The sequence below is a fragment of the Bradyrhizobium uaiense genome (assembly GCF_010811875.1).
GTDB lineage: Bacteria > Pseudomonadota > Alphaproteobacteria > Rhizobiales > Xanthobacteraceae > Bradyrhizobium > Bradyrhizobium uaiense.
Genome location: NZ_VKHP01000204.1, coordinates 1 through 17,534, shown reverse-complemented (window position 1 = coordinate 17,534; position 17,534 = coordinate 1). Strand labels below are relative to the sequence as shown.

At 64.0% G+C, this 17,534-nt stretch carries 13 protein-coding genes; 1 reads left to right on the top strand and 12 read right to left on the bottom strand.

Annotated features, from left to right (window positions below; translation table 11 throughout):
- The 6 genes from FNJ47_RS54015 to FNJ47_RS34975 form a co-directional block, all read right to left on the bottom strand.
- Positions 1-654: ABC transporter permease subunit (locus tag FNJ47_RS54015; protein ID WP_163160458.1), on the bottom strand; the 654-nt coding region annotated here is incomplete at its 3' end.
- A gap of 92 nt (positions 655-746) precedes the next feature.
- The gene (locus tag FNJ47_RS34995; RefSeq protein WP_163160457.1) at positions 747-2,342 is read right to left on the bottom strand and encodes an ABC transporter substrate-binding protein; all 1,596 of its coding nucleotides are present in this window, start codon (positions 2,340-2,342) and stop codon (positions 747-749) included.
- A 430-nt stretch (positions 2,343-2,772) separates the two neighbouring features.
- Complete coding sequence (locus FNJ47_RS34990; protein WP_163160456.1) at positions 2,773-3,660, bottom strand: TauD/TfdA dioxygenase family protein; 888 nt, start codon at positions 3,658-3,660, stop codon at positions 2,773-2,775.
- Between the two features lie 79 nt (positions 3,661-3,739).
- On the bottom strand, positions 3,740-4,438 hold the full coding sequence (locus tag FNJ47_RS34985; protein ID WP_236000270.1) for a DUF2270 domain-containing protein: 699 nt from the start codon (positions 4,436-4,438) through the stop codon (positions 3,740-3,742).
- A 123-nt stretch (positions 4,439-4,561) separates the two neighbouring features.
- Positions 4,562-6,112: an AMP-binding protein gene (locus tag FNJ47_RS34980; RefSeq protein ID WP_163160454.1), complete on the bottom strand. Its 1,551-nt coding sequence runs from the start codon at positions 6,110-6,112 to the stop codon at positions 4,562-4,564.
- A 30-nt stretch (positions 6,113-6,142) separates the two neighbouring features.
- Positions 6,143-7,297, bottom strand: a complete 1,155-nt coding sequence (locus FNJ47_RS34975; protein WP_163160453.1) for an iron-containing alcohol dehydrogenase — start codon at positions 7,295-7,297, stop codon at positions 6,143-6,145.
- A gap of 560 nt (positions 7,298-7,857) precedes the next feature.
- Here FNJ47_RS34975 and FNJ47_RS34970 point away from each other — a divergent pair.
- A complete protein-coding gene (locus tag FNJ47_RS34970; protein WP_165446002.1) occupies positions 7,858-8,160 on the top strand; it encodes a DUF6916 family protein in 303 nt (100 codons plus the stop codon).
- Here FNJ47_RS34970 and FNJ47_RS34965 read toward each other — a convergent pair.
- The 6 genes from FNJ47_RS34965 to FNJ47_RS34940 form a co-directional block, all read right to left on the bottom strand.
- Positions 8,142-8,708, bottom strand: coding sequence for a GNAT family N-acetyltransferase (locus tag FNJ47_RS34965; protein WP_347341751.1), 567 nt, complete (start codon positions 8,706-8,708; stop codon positions 8,142-8,144). The genes FNJ47_RS34970 and FNJ47_RS34965 overlap by 19 nt on opposite strands.
- Positions 8,709-8,727: 19 nt before the next feature.
- The gene (locus FNJ47_RS34960) at positions 8,728-9,261 is read right to left on the bottom strand and encodes a phage tail protein (protein WP_163160452.1); all 534 of its coding nucleotides are present in this window, start codon (positions 9,259-9,261) and stop codon (positions 8,728-8,730) included.
- A gap of 12 nt (positions 9,262-9,273) precedes the next feature.
- On the bottom strand, positions 9,274-9,768 hold the full coding sequence (locus tag FNJ47_RS34955; RefSeq protein ID WP_236000269.1) for a phage tail protein: 495 nt from the start codon (positions 9,766-9,768) through the stop codon (positions 9,274-9,276).
- A gap of 42 nt (positions 9,769-9,810) precedes the next feature.
- Positions 9,811-10,311 carry a phage tail protein gene (locus tag FNJ47_RS34950; RefSeq protein WP_163160450.1) on the bottom strand — a complete coding sequence of 167 codons (501 nt, stop codon included), beginning with the start codon at positions 10,309-10,311 and terminating at the stop codon, positions 9,811-9,813.
- Between the two features lie 256 nt (positions 10,312-10,567).
- Positions 10,568-17,092, bottom strand: coding sequence for a hypothetical protein (locus tag FNJ47_RS34945; RefSeq protein ID WP_163160449.1), 6,525 nt, complete (start codon positions 17,090-17,092; stop codon positions 10,568-10,570).
- A 72-nt stretch (positions 17,093-17,164) separates the two neighbouring features.
- Positions 17,165-17,350 (bottom strand): hypothetical protein, encoded by a 186-nt coding sequence (locus tag FNJ47_RS34940; RefSeq protein WP_163160448.1) that lies wholly within the window; start codon positions 17,348-17,350, stop codon positions 17,165-17,167.
- Positions 17,351-17,534: the final 184 nt, after the last annotated feature.

The window sequence follows — 17,534 nt, the reverse complement described above, 5'->3', positions numbered from 1 at the left end:
GGCGCGCGCGGTGCGGATATAGTCCTGGCGCAGGATTTCCAGCATGGACGAGCGGGTGATGCGCATGGTCAGCGCCGCGCTGCGGAAGCCGACCGCCATCGCCGGCACCGCATAGATAGTAAAAGCCTCGAGCCAGGTCTTCGGATTCGGATTGAAGATCGGCATGGTGCCGAACAGCGAGACCGAGGCCATCAGGATCAGGAGGCCGAGCCAGAACGACGGCAGCGACAGGCCGCTGAGGCTGACGACACGTAGCGCATAGTCGAGTTTCGAGCCCTGGTGCACCGCACTGATGACGCCGAGCGGAATGCCGATCGAGGCGGAGAACAGCAGCGCCAGCCCCGCGAGCCGCGCGGTGATCGGAATCCGGGGCAGAATCTCCTCCAGCGCCGGCTTCTCGGAGACATAGGAATAGCCGAGGTCGCCGTGCAGCAGGCCGCCGATCCAGTGCAGGTACTGGATCACGATCGGCTGGCTGAGGCCAAGCTCGCGCTCGAGATTGGCCTTGTCGGCGGGGTCGACGAAGCCAGCGGCGTCGAACAGGATGTCGACGATGTTGCCGGGAACGACGCGCAGCAGCACGAAGATGATGACCGAGATCCCGAACAGGGTCACGAGCATCAGGAACAGCCGCCGCACGATATAGGCAAACACCCTGGCTCTCTCCCTGATCCCGCCCGTGGCTTTCTCTTTGACGCGTTTTCTTGACGCGAACCGTTATCCACTTCGCTCGAAAACGCTATGCGCTACTTATCCAGCCAGACGTCTTCGTAACGATAGCCGTTATAGGAGCTGTTGGACATGATCGTGACATTCTTCTCGTAAGGCTTCCAGCAGGTGCCGGTGCGGGCATGGAAGATGATCGGCCGTGCGACGTCTTCCTGCAGCTTCTTGTCGATCTCCCAGACCAGCTTCTTGCGCTTGTCGAGGTTGGTCTCTTCCGACTGCTGGTCGAACAGCTTCTCGATGTCCTTGTTGCAATAGTTGGTATAGTTCCGCTCCGAGCCGCAGGCATAGTTCTCGTAGAAGGATTGGTCGGGCTCGTCGACGGCATTGCCAGTGAGGTTGAGGCCGAGCGAATAATCCTTGCGCGCGATCTTCGGGAACCACTGCGCGGTGTCGACGACGTCGAGCTCGGCGTCGATATAGATGCTCTTGATCTGGTCGATCAGGATGATCGCGGGATCGCGGTAAACCGCGATATTGCGGGTCGACACCTTGATGTGGAGGTGCTTGTCCGGGCCGTAGCCGGCCTTCTGCATCAGCTTGCGCGCTTCCTCGCGGTTCTTTTCGATATCGGGGCCGTAGCCCGGGATCTGCTCCAGCATGTCTTTCGGCATCGCCCACAGGCCGTCGGGCGCCGGCTCCATGGTGCCGCCAATGTCGCCCTGTCCCTCGAACATGATCTGGATGAACGCCTTGCGGTCGAGCGCCAGCGCCAGCGCGCGGCGGATGTCGAGATTGTCGAACGGCGGCGCGGTCGAATTGATGATGATGTTGGTGGAGACGTTGTTCGGTTCCACGACGCAGACCGCTTTGGGGTCCTGCGATTTGACGTCCTTCAGCAAGGGGATCGAGACCTCGGTCGGAAACGTCATGTCGAACTTGCCGGAGACGAAGCCGAGGATCGCCGTCGAGCGGTTCGGGATGATGGTGAACTCGATGCCGTCGAGATAGGGCAGGCTCTTCTTGAAGTAGTCAGGGTTCTTGGTGAGCTTGATCGATTCGTTGGCCTTGAACTCGACGAACTTGAACGGGCCGGTACCAACAAGCTTTGTGCGCATCTCCGCCGGCGACACATGACAGGGATAAACCGGCGAATAGCCCGAGGCGAGCAGCGACAATAACGCCGGCTGCGGCCGCTTCAGCTTGAACGACGCCTCATCATCGCCGTTGGTGGTGACCTCGTCGACCTGCTCGTACCAGGACTTGCGCGGGTTCTGGCGGAACTTCTGCTGCGACTTGCCCATCAGCATGTCGAAGGTGCATTTGACGTCGGCTGCGGTAAATGGCTTGCCGTCGTGCCATTTCACGTCCTTGCGCAGCTTGAAGGTCAGCGTCTTGTTGTCGCCGCTCCACGCCCAGCTCTCCGCAAGCTCGGGCCGGATCGTGCTGGTGCTGTTCTGGGCGATGTGCTGATCGAAGATGACGAGATTGTTGAAGATCGGCATGAACGGCACGTTCAGCGAATAGGTCGCGCCCTCGTGGATCGAGGCGCTGCCGGGACTGTCGCGGTGATAGATCCTGAAGATGCCGCCGGATTTCGGCTCGGCCGCGCGTGACGCGTCGCTGATTGCCAGCACAGACAACACCGCAACGGCCAGCGCTCGCACGCTCCGCATGGTCCCCTCCCACATGTCGGTCTCAATGGCCGATTGGCATCGACGATACCACGGTGAGGCTGTCGGGCAACCAGCGAGGGTCGCGAGGGGATTGGCAATTCGGATGACGTGAGAGCACTAAAATATCCGCGGAGCGGTAATAGAGGCAGCGATTGCGGGGAACTCCGGTTGTTTTGCTATGCAGCGGCGTACCTCCGCTTGAATTCGATTGCTATTGCCGAAGTGCGCGGCGTGAAGCGTCTCGCAATCAGCGACAGTTTGTCGCCGAGCAAATCGCGATGCCGTTCCGTCATCCCCGCGCAAAGGCTCCGCCTTTGTCGCTGGAGGTGCGAGCGGAGCGAGCCTCGAAGGATGCACGGCCACAGTCGGGCCGTCGATCCTTCGAGACGCGCGTTCCGCGCTCCTCAGGATGACGGTTAAGAGCATCACGTCACTCCGCCGCCTGCGACGAGGGTGAGCTCACGCTCGCAACGCCATCGGCCTCGGTTGCCGAGATCGTGGTGCGAATCATCAGGCGGCCCTCATGCGCCGGCCAGGGACGGCCGCGATGCATGGTGGCGCGGTTGTCCCACATGACGACGTCGCCCTGCTTCCACTGGTGCAGATAGCTGACACCGGGTGCGGTCGCGGCTTCGGTCAGTTGCTCGATCAGCGCCTTGCCGGCTTCGGCATCCATGCCCTCGACGCCATAGGCATGGGAGGCAAGATACAGCGCGCCGCGGCCGTTGACGGGATTGCGCCACACCATGCGCCAGCACACCGGCGGCAGCGCGTCGACTTCTTCCGTTGTCGCGAGCCCGGTTGCGACCTTGCTGCGCGAATGGGCGTAGGAGTGCCAGGCGAACGAGTTCTCCAGCCGCTTCGCCACATCCTTGTCGAGCCGCTCGAACGCAAGCCGCATCGAGACGAATTCGGTCTCGCCGCCATGTTCGGGGATGATGCGCGCCGACAGGATCGAGGTCAGCGCCGGCACGCGCTTGAAGGAGGAGTCGGTGTGCCAGAGCTGATTGGCCCTGGCGCGCAGTTGCTGCCGATGGTCCGACGGAACCACCTTGCCGTCGGGCCCGAAGGTCGAGAGGATCACGAAATGCGAGCCGGTGCCCATCGAGCCGACCTTGGTCGTCTCAGGCGGACCGAAGCGGCGCGAGAAGGCGAGCTGGATGTCGTCGCTGACCTCCTGGCCGCGGAACACCAGCACCGAATGTTCCTCGAACGCCGCGCGCACCGCCGCATAGGCGGCATCGCTGGCGGCCACGTCTGACAGCGCGACGCCGCGCAGTTCGGCTCCGAATCCCGCGCGCAGTGGGATCACTTCCATCGGCAAGTCCTCCCTGATTTTTCTTGTTGAGACGAGGTTAGGGGAAAAGCCCGCCACCGGCAACGCGGCTTGCGCCGCCTCACCCCATTGCGATCAGACTGTGCCGGGTGCGCCGGTCAGCGACCTCCATGCGTTGCGTGACGAAGGCGAACAGCGCCCAGCTGGAGTGGAAGGCAACGCCGGCGAGGATGACGATGGTTCCGGGAATCGGACCGATCGAGGCACGGTCCCAGATCTCGCTCATCTCGGTGAGCGGCAGCGGATGGATCGCGAGCTTGCCGTAATAGGCGATCGCCTGGATCGCAAAGATCCAGCCATAAGTCCTGCGCAGCCGCCGGCCGACCGCGCGGGCAAAGCTGATGTGATAGCTCGGATGGCGATAATCGTTGGCCAGCAGTTCGGTCCAGGTCGCATTCGGCGATGGGTCTTCGCCGCGGATCATCGGCGCGTAAAAGTCGGTTTCGAGCAGCCGCGCGCGGGCGCGCCAGACGTTGAAGTAGCGATAGCGGCGCGCTTCGAACAACAGGAAGACCGTCACCAGCAGGCCGACTAGCACCATCGGCAAAGGCGAGGCCTCCGCGTTGCTGTAGGTCGCCGACAGCGCGATCCCGGTCGTGACAACAGCCCAGTTGGTCGAGCTGTCGAGCCGGGTACGCCAGACCGTGCTGCGGTAGACCTCGCCGCGATAGAGGTGGGCGAGCGCACCGATTTCGGCGGCAGTGAATTCGAGCCTTCCGGCCTGTAACGGCTCCGGCTCGCGCGGCTGGGGCGACGGCATGGCGGCCTCCGGCGAAGCTTGCTTGCGATCGCAGAGCATAGCGCGAAATCCGCGCGACCTGCGAGTCCGTTACACCGTCCGGCATTCCCAGCTGCACCCGCCCGGCTCGCCGCATTGCCCGGCTCACACGATCCGCGAGGTCTTGTTGCCCCAATAGCGGTCGCGCAGCAGGCGCTTGTAGAGTTTCCCGGTCGGCAGCCGCGGCAGCTCGGCCTCGAAATCCACCGAGCGCGGCACCTTCTGGCGCGACAGCGAGCTTGCGCAGAACGCGATCAGCTCCTCGGCAAGCTCCGGCCCCGGCGCGATGCCGTCGACCGGCTGCACCACCGCCTTCACCTCCTCGCCAAGGTCGACATTGGGCACGCCGAACACCGCGGCGTCGGCGACCTTGGGATGGGTGATCAGCAAATTCTCGCATTCCTGCGGATAGATGTTCACGCCGCCGGAGATGATCATGAAGGTGGCGCGATCGGTCAGATAGAGGAAGTTGTCGTCGTCGACATAGCCGACGTCACCGACCGTGCTCATGCTGCCGTCCGCCGAGCGCGCCTCGCTGGTCTTGGCCGGATCGTTGAAATATTCGAACGGCGTGGCGGTCTTGAACCACACGGTGCCCGGCGTTCCCTTCGGACAGGGCTGCATGTTCTCGTCGAGGATATGCAGGTCGCCGAGCAGGACCTTGCCGACGGTGCCGCGATGCGCCAGCCATTCCGCGCTGTTGCAGGCGGTGAAGCCGAGGCCCTCGGTCGCGCCGTAATATTCGTGGATGATCGGGCCCCACCATTTGATCATGTCGTCCTTGACCAGCGCCGGGCAGGGCGCTGCGGCATGGATCGCGATCTCGAGCGTCGACAAATCGTAGCGGTTGCGAACCTCCTCGGGCAGCTTCAGCAGGCGCGAGAACATCGTCGGCACCAGCTGGCTGTGGGTGATGCCCCATTTCTCGACCAGCTGGAGATAGCGCTCGGGATCGAAGCTCTCCATGATGACGACGGTGCCGCCCATCCGGATGGTGAGATTGACCGCGGCTTGCGGCGCCGAGTGATAGAGCGGCGCCGGCGACAGATAGACCATACCCTCGCGGTAGTGCCAGAGGCTGGTCAGGAAATCGAACAACGGCAGATTTTGCGACGGCGGCTGCTCCGGCAGCGGCCGCACGATGCCTTTCGGTCGACCGGTTGTGCCGGACGAGTAGAGCATCGCGGTGCCCGCATATTCATCCGCGATCGGCGTCGCCGGCAGGCCGGCGGTCGCCTGCAGCAGCCCGACGATTCGCTCGCTTTCACTGTCGCCGTCGACCACGATGCAGAGCTCGACTTGCGGGCACTCCTTCAGCGCCTCGCGCGCGATGTCGAGCTTCAGCTTCGAGGTGATCAGGATCCGCGACTGGCTGTTGGTCAGGATGTAAGCGAGCTCGCCCGCGGTGAGGTAGGAGTTGACGCAGGTGAAATAGAGCCCCGCGCGCTCACCGGCGCCGCAGGCCTCGAGGTAGCGGTTGTTGTTCTCCATGAAGATCGAATAATGGTCGAGCCGCTTCATGCCGCGGTTGCGGAACAGATGCGCGAGGCGGTTGTTGCGCGCCTCCAGTTCGCGATAGGTGACGATCTCGCCGGTGCCGGCCATGATGAAGGCGGGCTGCAGCGGGCGCAGGTGAGCATGCTTGCCGGTGTACATCGAACTCCAGGTCTCCCCTCTGTCTTTGCCTTAAGCAGCCATCACCAGAATCTCGCGCACCTGGGATGGACCGTCGATCTTGCGCGGATTGCGCGGCACCCAGGGCGTCCGCATCGCGCCCGCCGCGATGCGGTCGAAATGTTCGGGGCCGACGCCCACCTCCTGCAAGCTCCGCGGCATGCCGAGGTCGCGGATGAAGCGGTCGAGCACGTCGCCGGCGTCCTTGCCGGGATGCCCCATCGCGGCGGCGACCAGCGCCTGCCGGTCGGCATTGTCGCGCTTGTTCCAGCGCATCACCGCAGGCAGCATTACGCACGAGGTGTAGCCATGCGGCACGTCGAACTCGGCGCCGAGCACGTAGCCGATGCCGTGGCTTGCGCCCATCGGCACGCCGGAGGCAAGCGGGCCGGTCGAGAGCCAGGTGCCGATCTGGCAATCCATCCGCGCTGAAATATCCTTCGGGTCCGCCTTCACCCGCGGCAGGCCGGCCGCCAGCATCTCCAGCCCCTTGAGCGCCTGCGCGTCGCCGTAAGGATGCGCCTCGCGTGAGCAGATGCCCTCGACGCAATGATCGACGGCGCGGATGCCGGTCGAGAGGAACAGCCAGGCCGGCGTATGCACCGACAATTCCGGATCGAGGATGGTGGCGCGCGGCATCACCAGGGGATGGCGGAGCATCTCCTTCTGCCGCTTGGCCTCGTTGGTGACGCCGGCGATCGAGGAGAACTCGCCGCCCGCAATTGTGGTCGGCACGCTGATCTGGCGCACGACCGGCGGCTTCATCTCGGGCGAGACGCCGCCGCGGGTGCGAATCGTGTCGATGCCCTCGGATGTGGTGACGTCATTGGCGAGGCAAAGCTGCACTGCCTTGGCACCATCGGTGATCGAGCCGCCGCCGATGGTGACGATCAGGTCGGCCTTCGCATCGCGGGCCTGTTCCGTCGCCGCAATGACAGCGGCGCGCGGCGTATGCGCCGGCATCTTGTCGAAGATGCCGACGCAGCGCGGGCCGAGCGCGCGGCGGATCTTCTCGATCTCGTCGGTTTCGCGGTTCAGCGTCCCCGATACCATCAGGAAGGCGCGCTCGGCGCCAAGCCGGTCCAGTTGCTCGACGACGGCCTCACGGGCCGGCCGTCCAAACACGACCTCGTCCATGGCGCCGAATACAACACGGCCTCGATGCACGCGGCGATCCTCCCTCAACACGGCCCGCCTTGCTGGCGGCCCTTTGCGGAGAGGTTAGCGGAGGAAATCGGAGCCGTCATCAGGGGGATACCGCACTTGCGCCAGCCATTCCGCCGTCGCCCCGGCGAAAGCAGGGACCATACTCCGCAGCGGATGTTGTTGGTGTGGCTCGCCGTTCCAGCATCGCCCGACAATGATCGGCGGTGGTTATGGGTCCCTGCTTTCGCAGGGATGACACTGAATACGCTGAACTGCTTGTGATCATGCATCCGCATCCTCGCGGCGCCGACGTGTCCGAGTCTTGCGTTTACTTGCCTCTCTTCCAAGGCAGCTCCGTCATTCCGGGGCTCGCGAAGCCAGAATCCGGAATCCATTCAGCCACGTGCTCGCGGCCCGATGGATTCCGGGCTCGTGCTGCGCACGCCCCGGAATGACGAGTTGACGACAGCAACGTCTCCGATGACGACGGAGACTTTCGGCCCAAAATGGGCATCTTGCAGAAAATCTCGACCGCGACACCGCGGCGTGTGTTACACCTCGACGGCAACAAGGACGTGCGCATGACATCCACCGTCGATCTGGCGAAGCTGCATATCGATGACTTTCGGCCGCATCAGGATACGGAGTTCGAGATGCAGGCGGCGGATCGCGTCGTGGCGCTGAAGCTCGCCAAGGTCGAGCCCGCCGGCAACAGCGGCCGGCCGGGCGGCGCGTTCTCGCTGCTGTTCGAGGGGCCGAAGGGCGCGTGGTTGCCGCAGGCGATCTATCCGGTGCGGCATCCGGCGCTCGGCGTGATCGAGATTTTCCTGGTGCCGGTTGGTCCGCTTGCGAACGGCAACGGCTATCAGGCGATCTTCACCTGAATGTCGGCGGCCTGATCGTCATAGCTCCCTGGCGCGCGCCAGCGCATCAGGTCGTAGACGCCCTTGTCTTCGTCGGTGACGAAGCCGAGCCGGCGATACAGCCGCATCGCCGGGTTGAGCTTCTCGACATGGATCGAGACGTCCTTGCCGGCGGCCGCTGCCTCGTCCATCGCATCGCGCAGCAGCGCTCCGCCGTAGCCCTTGCCGCGATGCGCCGGCATGAAGGCGATGTCGACGATGCGGTGCTGGCTCGGCCACCGCTCGATGTAGAACCGGCCGATGTCCTCGTCGCCCCGCACGATCACCAGCCAGTCGGCGTTCGGATAGTATTTTTGGTAATGCGTATGCTGGGCGCGGAATTGCTGCTCGAGAAAGGCCGCCTTATCCGGCTCGCTCCACGGCACCGGCGCCAGCTCCTCGGCGCGGGTCGAGGCATAGAGCCGGCCGACGAACGACAGATCCGCCTCCGCCAGGCGGCGAAAGCGGCAACCGGAAGCGGCCGCGCGCACCCAGCCGAATGCAGGCGCGAGCATGCTGGTGCCTGGCACGTCGAGATCCAAAACGACCTCAGCCTCGTGCCGGGTAGACGCCTTGCAGCGCGATGCAGAAGTTCAGCGTGAGGTAAGGCTGCATGTTGTTGTGCGGGAGGCTGCCGCCTGTCATGCCGATCATGGCGGCATTCATCTGGATCAGGGTCGGCGCCGGGCTCCCGGGCACATAGGCGAAGGCCTCGGTCGATTTGCCCAGGATACGAGTCGGGCTGGGGACCTGGATGTCGGCCATGTCCTGCGTACCCACGTTCACCGCGTGGTTGTGAAGCGGTATCTCGCTTTGCAGCAGCGTCACCGAGGGTGAGCCGGTGGTCTCTCCGAGGTCGTACAGCGATAGCCCGGGACCCTGTCCAGGCGCCAGCGGCGCGTTGCCCTGCATGTCGGGAAGCGCAAAGGTCGACTTGCCGTCACCGCCATAGGTGGTGCCGAGCAACGAGAACAACGCCGTATTCTGCGAGATCGGCAAGATCTGTCCGCTGCAGAAGGCCCAGCCTTTGGGCGCGAAGTTGAACGGAAAGATGCGGATCTCGGCGACGAAGGGGTCGGCCATGTTGTCGCGCTCCTAGCTCTGGGTCGGGAAGATGCCGAACAGCGAAATGATGAAGGTGACGCAAAGGAGGGGCTGCAAATTGTCGTGCGGCTGGTTTCCGCCGGTATTCGTCAGCATTCCGGCTGCCATGGGGCCATCGGGCGGCTGGCCGTCGATGTACAAGGCGATCGTGCCGGACGTCTGATCGAGAATGTTTCCCTGCGGATTCGCCCCGGTGACGGTCTGCGTCGAGGCAATGAAGGCGTGCGAATGCTGCGGGATCGTTTGTGTCGTGAGCGTTACGTTTTCAACGCCGCCGGTCTCGCCGATGACATAGCTCGTTCCGCTGCTGGCGGTGCCCATGTGGAGTGGCAAACGGCCGCGCAGATCGGGGACTGCGAAGTTGGACTGCCCGTCGCCGCCATAGGTGGTCCCGATCAGATTGAACAGCGTTTCGTAGTCGGAGATCGGCAACAGGCTGCCGTCACAGAAATTCCATCCCACCGGGGCGAAATTGCCGCCGAACATACGGATTTCGCCTACATAAGGTTGTGCCATCGGCGCTTCTCGTCAGGTCTGCGAGGGGAAAATGCCCTGGAGGGCGATGCTGAAATTGATCGTCAGGAATGGTTGCATGTTCTGATGGGCCTGGCTGCCGCCGACATTGCCTACGGTCAGGGGATTGAGCGTGGTGATGTTGGCCATCGAGGTGCTGTAGCCGTTGTTGAACGCGCCGAGATAGGCGCCCGCATCGATCGGCTGGGTACCGTTGTTGTTGGTGGCGTTGGCCAAATGATTGTGCTGCGCCATCTCGTTGATCGTGAGCGTGTGGCCCTCTTCGCCGCTACGTTGGCCGAGCGTGTAGCCAGAGCCCATGCTGATCGGCACCCGGCCGCGAAGGTCGGGCAGGGCAAAAGTGGTTTGCCCATTCCCGCCATAGGTCGTGCCCAGCAACGAGAACAGCGCCTGATTCTGATTGATCGGCAGCAACTGGCCGTTGCAAAACGCCCAACCCTTTGGCGGAAAGTTGAACGACATCATGCGGATTTCGGAAAGAAACGGCTCGGCCATCGGTCCTCCGCGAATACGTCGTATGATTTGTGAATAATTCGAAGCAATGATGCTGCGTGTGCAACGTCTGCACGATAGCGTGTTTTGCAAACAGTGCAACCTCAACGATTGTCGGGCGTTTGCAATTTTTGCACGTTCGCGTCATTGCAACGGTCACGAATTCTTCACGATTGCGATCGACGCGAATGCAGCGCGACCAAAATGCAGGACGCCTGCCGGATCGTGCCGGCAGGCGTTGTTGTTGCGCGACGTTGGATCAGACCACCAGATCGTGATGGGTCTGGACGTGGTTGTCGACCGGTGTACCGCCCATGGCGGCGAGTTGCGTCTCGTGGCCCGACCACCAGGCTGTGCCGGAACTGGACTGCCCACTGAACAGATCGGTCAGTGCCTGGGCATTCTGGGCAAACGCCGCGAGGTCGGAGTGGCTCGCGCCGGTAGGCGATGGGTTGGTCGTCTGCTGGCCCGCGAACGTATCGGTCTGTGCGAACACGAAGTTCTGTTGCGTGTAACTGGTGCTCGGCGTCACGCCGGTTTTCGCGACGTCGGCGGCGCTCGGCAGCCGCCGCTCGCCGTCGGCAATGCCGATATACATCAGGTCGTGGACATCGGACGGCGAGATGGTGTCGGGGAGGCCGAGCACATGTCCCAATTCATGCGTCACGGTGGTCAGGAGATCGAGATGCCCCGCCGCTGCGGTCGACGAATCGGTCAGCAGATCGGTGCCGGACGCATTGAGGGCGTGCGTGAACTCGAAATTGTCCGACGGTGTCGGGTCGATGTACCAGCCGTGGCCGGCGGCAGCGGTGTCGATCGTGATGTGGCCGGCACTTTCCAGACCGACAATCTGGCCCCCCAGATCGGCGACGCTGAAGGTCACGGCATGCAGGAGGAAGAGCTGGGCCGTGCTGGCGCCTGCTGCCGCCCATTGGGCGATCGCCGACGACACCACCGAGTTGAGTTCGCTCTGTGTCAGGTGGGTTTCACCGGGGGGCGCGACATCGGCCTGAACGCCGCCGTCGGCGGCGAGCAGCGGCGATGCGCCGAACCCGTGGGTGCTGGCCGCCGCGACGCTGACTGTCGGCGCCGTGGTGACGGTATTGTGCGCCAGAACGTAGCTCGCAATTGCGGCGGTATCGGTCGCGCTGCCGCTGTAGGACGTGCCATCGCCCGCGTGCAGGCCGACGGTGGTGTTGTCGCGATCGCGCAGCCGGATATCGGTGCCGCCATTCGCGCCCGATCCGAGGAACTGATTTTTCTGGGCACCGCTGCCGCCCAGCGTCAGCGAGACGCTCTGCGCATCGCCCGCGACCGTGCCGGCGTTGAGCTCAAAGCCGTGATTGCCGAATCCGCCGGGGTTGGACACCGTGTTGCCCATGACGATTGCGGTCAATAGGGCGTTGCCGCCGTCGACCGCGTCACCGGTCTGCAGGTAGATGCCGTCGTTGTTGTACTGATACAGATGGTTGTTGGTGATCGTGACGCTGGAATTGGCGCCGCCATCGGTGATGAAGCCGATGTCGCTGCCCTGGGCGGATCCGCTATTGGCAGTGCCCGCGACGCCGATCGTGTTGGAATCGATCGTGCCGGTAAATGAGCTTGCTCCCGATCCGGTGCTGATACCGAGCGCCGAGCCGAGGGCATCGCGCATGGTATTGTTCGCAATGTCGAAGGTCAGGTTGGCGTGGTCGCCGGTCCCGCCGGAACTGATGGTGATGCCGCCGCCGCCAGATACGATGTTCTGGTTGTTGTTCGAGAAGCTGTTTCCGAGCGCGGTGGTCGCGCCGCCCAGCACCAGGTCCGAGCTGACGCCGCCATGCAAATCGAGCTGGAACAGGTCGCCGCGCGCCGACGTGAACGTCGAGCCCTGAATCGTCGCGTTGAACGTTCCGTCGGTGGCCTGGAACACCAGCGCATCGCCCGACTGGTTTCCGGACGCCGAATTGGTGGCGAAGGTCGAGCTGGTGATGGTGATGCGGTTGAGGGTCTGACCGCTGTTGTTGAAGACGTGGAACGCATCGAGTGCCGCGCCCGTGAAGGTCGAGTTGGTCACCGAGGCCGTGCCGGACAGGCCGGTGAAGTAGACGTCGCCTTCGCCGATGCCGCCGACATTGTCGCCGTTGGTGCCGGTCACCGTCGTGTTGCCGAGGGTAAGGCCGGTGACGCTGGTGCCGACAATGCCGTAGTTCTGGAAGTCGTGCATCGTCAGATAGGAGATCTCAACATCCTTGGTGTTGTTCAGGTAGATGCCGCTGCCCTGCGTCGTGCTGCCGTCGGCGCCGGTCTTGTCGGCGATCGTGCCGCCGCTGCCCGCCGTCGAGCCGTCGCCGGTGACGTGCAGGCCGCCATTGCCGGCGGCCGTGCCGGTATTGGAGAGGATGATGCCGTTGTTGGACCCGCCACTCGACGTGATGCTCTGAAAGGTGATGTTGCCCGAGCCGATATTGGTGTTTTCGACGTCGAGCGCGGTGCCGGTGCCTGATGTGATGGAGTTCGCGTTGCCGGTGACGGTGATCGTGCCGCCATGGGTGAAGCTCATGCCGGCGCCGCCGGCGGTCTTGATGGTGATGTCGGACATCGAGACGGTACCGACATTGTTGCCGTCGTCGCTGATGCCAATACCGGTCGAGGCCGAGGTGTCGATGCTGACGCCGGTGATGGTGTGGCCCGACGTGCCGAGCAGGTCGATGCCATTGTCGGCGCCGGTGACCTTGATCACCGGATCCGAGCCGGAGCCGGCATTCGCGGTGACCACCTGGCCGGTCACCGGATTGGTGAACTGCAGGGTATGGCTGCCGCCGATCAGGTTGACGCCATTGGCGAGATTGATGCCGTTGGCTTCGTTGTAGGTGCCGGTGCCGGTGCCGTGCTCGAGCACGACGTAGTCGCCGGAGCCGGCCGGATTCGCGGCGTTGAAGGCCGCGATCGAGGTGTATGGATTGGCCTGGGTGCCGGCGTTGGTGCTGCTGGTGGCCGAATTGTCGATATAGAACACCTGCGGGACGACGCCGACATGGAAGCTCTGTGGGCCCGATGAGAGCGGGCTGCCGGTGCCGGTGTGGCCGTTATCGTTGATGTTTAGCGAGATCGTGTCCGCCCCGGTGAAGCCGTCGTCGCTGTTATAGGTCAGCGTCGCCAGCGCGGTGTTGATCTGCGCGATCGTGCCTGTGAGCGTGACGGTGTGGCTGCCGTTGTTGGTGAAGCTCGCGAGGCCCGTGGTGTTGAAGTTCAGCGCGCCGTGGCTGGAGGTGATCGTCGCGATCTCATTGCCACCCGCGGAATCGATGTCGGCGACCGAAAGCCCCGATATCGCGAGGTTGGTGTGTGAGAATGCAGTCCCGACCGATGCATCCGACGGCACCGTCGCGGTGGGCGGATCGTCGATTGCGGTGACGGTCTGGCTCGCATTTGCGGAACCGGTGTCGTTGCCGCCGTTGGCGGTGCCGCCGTCGTCGACCGCGGTCACGGTATAGGAACGCGCCGTGGTATCGGGGGGCTCGCCGGTGTTGTTGAACTGAACCAGATCGAGCACGGCATTGTAGTGCGCGATCGTGTCGGTGCCGGTCAGGGTGACGGTTTCGGTGCTGGCCGTGCTGGTGATGGCGAAGTGGATGCTGCCAATGTCGCCGCTCGAGCCGGCGTGACCCGAGATCGAGAGCGCGTCCGAAGGCTTGAGGTCGTTCAGCTCGAAGGTCGCGCTGATCAGGTTGGTGCTGTCGACGTCGGTGATCGTGAGGTTGGGGGCAATCGTGACCGGGACGGAATTCGCCGGCGGCGTGCCGACCGGCGGCTCGCTGAAGTTGGTGATCGCGCCGATTGTCACCACCGGCGGGTTGTTGACCGGCGTCACATTGATGGTGTCGGTCACGGGCGTGCTGTCGACGATGCCGTCGTTGGCGATGATGGTGACCGTGCGGGCCAGCCCGGACGGGTTGTTGCTGGTGTTGAGATAAGTGATCGAATCCAGCGCCGTTTGATAATGCGCGACCGTATCGTTGCCGGTCAGCGTCAGCGTGCCGTGTACGGCATCAAACGTTCCAGTGATGGTGGCGGTATTGACGAAGGCGAGCACGTCCTGGCCGCTGACATAGTTGCCGGTGATCTGGACGGTGGCATGCGCGAGATTGGCCGAATCGGAATCCGTGACGGTCAATGCCGGGTCGAGCGCGGTCGCGGGTTGCCCCTCGAGATAGTTCAGGGTGTGGCCGGCGGTGACGACGGGCGGCGCATCCGGGGGAGCCACCGTTTCGGTGTTCGAGGTGCCGGTGATGGCGGCGCTGACGGTGTCGGTCGCGGTGATAGTCTGGCTGCCCGCGGTCTCGAATGTTTCGCCGAAGGTGCCGACGCCGTTGGTCAGCGTCATGTTGGCCGGTAGCACCGCGCTGCCGTCGGTCGAGGTGAAGTGCACCGTGCCCGCATAGCCGGTGGCCACGTTGTTGTGTGCATCGAGCGCGGTGACGGTGACCGAACCCGGAACGTTCGCCCTGCCGTTGGCGGGGATGCTGACCACAAAGTGCGTGGCCGCGCCCGGGGCGACCGTTTCGGCGTTCGAGATGCCGGTGATGATGGCGCTGACGGTGTCGGTCGCGGTGATGGTCTGGCTACCGGCAGTATCGAGGGTCTCGCTGAAGCTGCCGGTGCCGTTGGTCAGCGTCATGTCGGCGGGCAGCACGGCGCTGCCGTCGCTCGACGTGAAGTGGACTGTGCCGGTATAGCCGGTGACGACATTGCCGAAGGCATCGAGTGCGCTCACCGTGCCAGAACCGGGCGTTCCTGCCGTTCCACTGGCCGGAATGGTCACGCCAAGATGAGTGACGGCGGCAGCCGTGACCGTCTCGGCGTTCGAGGTGCCGGTGATGGCCGAGCTGACGGTGTCGGTCGCGGTGATGGTCTGGTTGCCGGCGGTGTCGAGGGTCTCGCTGAACGTGGCGGTGCCGTTGGTCAGCGTCATGTTGGCCGGCAGCACCGCCTGGCCATCGGTTGATGTGAAGTGCACCGTGCCTGCGTAGCCGGTGGCGACGTTGCCGAAGGCGTCGTATGCGGTGATCGTGGCCGAGCTTGCCGAGCCCGCCGTTCCGCTGGCCGGAAGGGTGACCACGAAGTGCGTGGCGGCGCCCGCCGTGACGGCCTCGGTGTTCGAGGTGCCGGTGATGCCGGCGCTGACGGTGTCGGTCGCGGTGATGGTCTGGTTGCCGACGGTCTCAAACGTCTCGCTGAAGCTGCCGACGCCGTTGGTCAGCGTCATGTTGGCCGGCAGCACGGCGTGGCCGTCGGTCGAGGTGAAGTGCACGGTACCCGAATAGCCGCTGGCGACGTTGTTGTGGGCATCGAGTGCGGTGACGGTCACCGTGCCGGGTGTGCCAGCTGTTCCGTTGGCCGAGATGCTGACCAGGAGATGCGTGGCGGCACCCCCCGCCACCGTCTCGGCGTTCGACGTCCCGGTGATGCCGACGTTGGCGGTGTCGGTCGCGGTGATGGTCTGGTGGCCTGCGGTATCAAAGGTCTCGCTGAAGCTGCCGACGCCGTTCGTCAGCGTCGCGTCGGCGGGCAGCACGGCGCTGCCATCGCTCGACGTGAAGTGGACTGTGCCGGTATAGCCGGTGGTGACATTGTTGAAGGCATCGAGCGCAGTGACGACCACCGAACCCGGCGTTCCCGCCGTGCCGTTGGCGGCAAGGCTGACCGAAAAATGGGTTGCGACGCCCGGCGTCACGATCTCGGCATTCGAAGTCCCCTTGACCGTGCTGTTGGCGGTGTCGGTCGCGGTGATGGTCTGGCTGCCGGCGGTATCGAGGGTCTCGCTGAAGCTGCCGGTGCCGTTGGTCAATGTCACGTCGGCCGGCAGCACGGCGTGGCCGTCGGTCGACGTGAAATGAACCGTGCCTGTGTAGTTGGTGACGACGTGGTTCAAGGCATCGAGCGCGGTGACGGTGACCGTGCCCGGCGTGCCCGCCGCACCGTTGCCCGGGATGCTGACCGCGAAGTGCGTGGCGGCACCCAGCGTCACCGCGATGGTGAAGGTCTGCGAGCTGGACAGGGTGCCGTCGCTCGCCGTCGCAGTGACGGTGTAGGCGTGACCGGGGGCGCTCGTGTAGTCGATCTTGCTGGGATCGGCAACGGTGATGACGCCGGTATTGGGGTCGATCTTGAAGCCGCCACCCGAGGTGTCGCCGGTCAGGGTATAGGTCACGGCATTCATGTCGGCCGCGGACGCAGTGATGCCGACGAGCGTGCCGGCGGCGGATCCTTCCGCGACCTTGTTGGCTGCTGCGTTGCTGTCGACCGGCGTCGAGGGCGCAACGTCAGTGACGCCGATGACGAAACTCTGCGAGCTCGTCGCGATGCCGTCGCTCGCCTGAACGGTGATGGTGTAGGCGTGACCGGGGCTGGTCACGTAATTGACCTTGGTGGGATCGGCGACCGACACCACGCCGGTGTTCGGGTCGATCTTGAAACCGCCATTGGAGCTGTCGCCGGTCAGCGAATAGGTGACGGGATTGCCGACGGCGCTGGTGGCCTGCGCGGTGATGTTGACCAGCGTGTTGACCGCGGCGCCCTCGGCGACCGTGTTGTTTCCCGCATTGGCGTCGACGGGCGGCGAAAGCGAGTCGGCGACAGGCGGCCAGGGCGTGCCGGGAGGGCAGCCGAGGTACAGATATTGCAGACCATACGTGTCGGCGAACGCCTGGGCAGCCGAGTCGAGGACGATGTGACCGGTCGAATCGAGCTGAAGTGCCGGGCGTGTTAAACCACCGATTGTATAAGCAGGTATGGTCGTCATGAGCGCTCCTGCGACCGGCGTGGAAGCCGATCAATAATTACATTTGCTGGATGCGAGGACGTGTGAAGCGGTTCACACGTTGAGGTTGACCATCCGCGATCGGAGTTTGCGCCAGGCTGGCTGCAATGCCGGACGACCGCGATGTCCGCGGAATCGTGACATCAGCAGGTCAAATGCGCTTGCCATTACGTAGTCGCTTTCACTTACACGCGCCGCGATAAAGCCCAATGAATGTTCGGGAAAAATGCGGCCGGCCAACAAAATTTACTCTTTGGCAACCACGACCGTATTGGCGATATTTCCGAGTGTCAATGTGTGCCCGGATGACACAACGCGGTTAGCCTTGATCGAGGCGATGCAGCGAGAGGTAGAGTGCTGTAATTCGATGATTTTCCGTCGCCGGGAGCCCGGCGCGACTCTGCCGCAAGCAGGATCGGCGCGA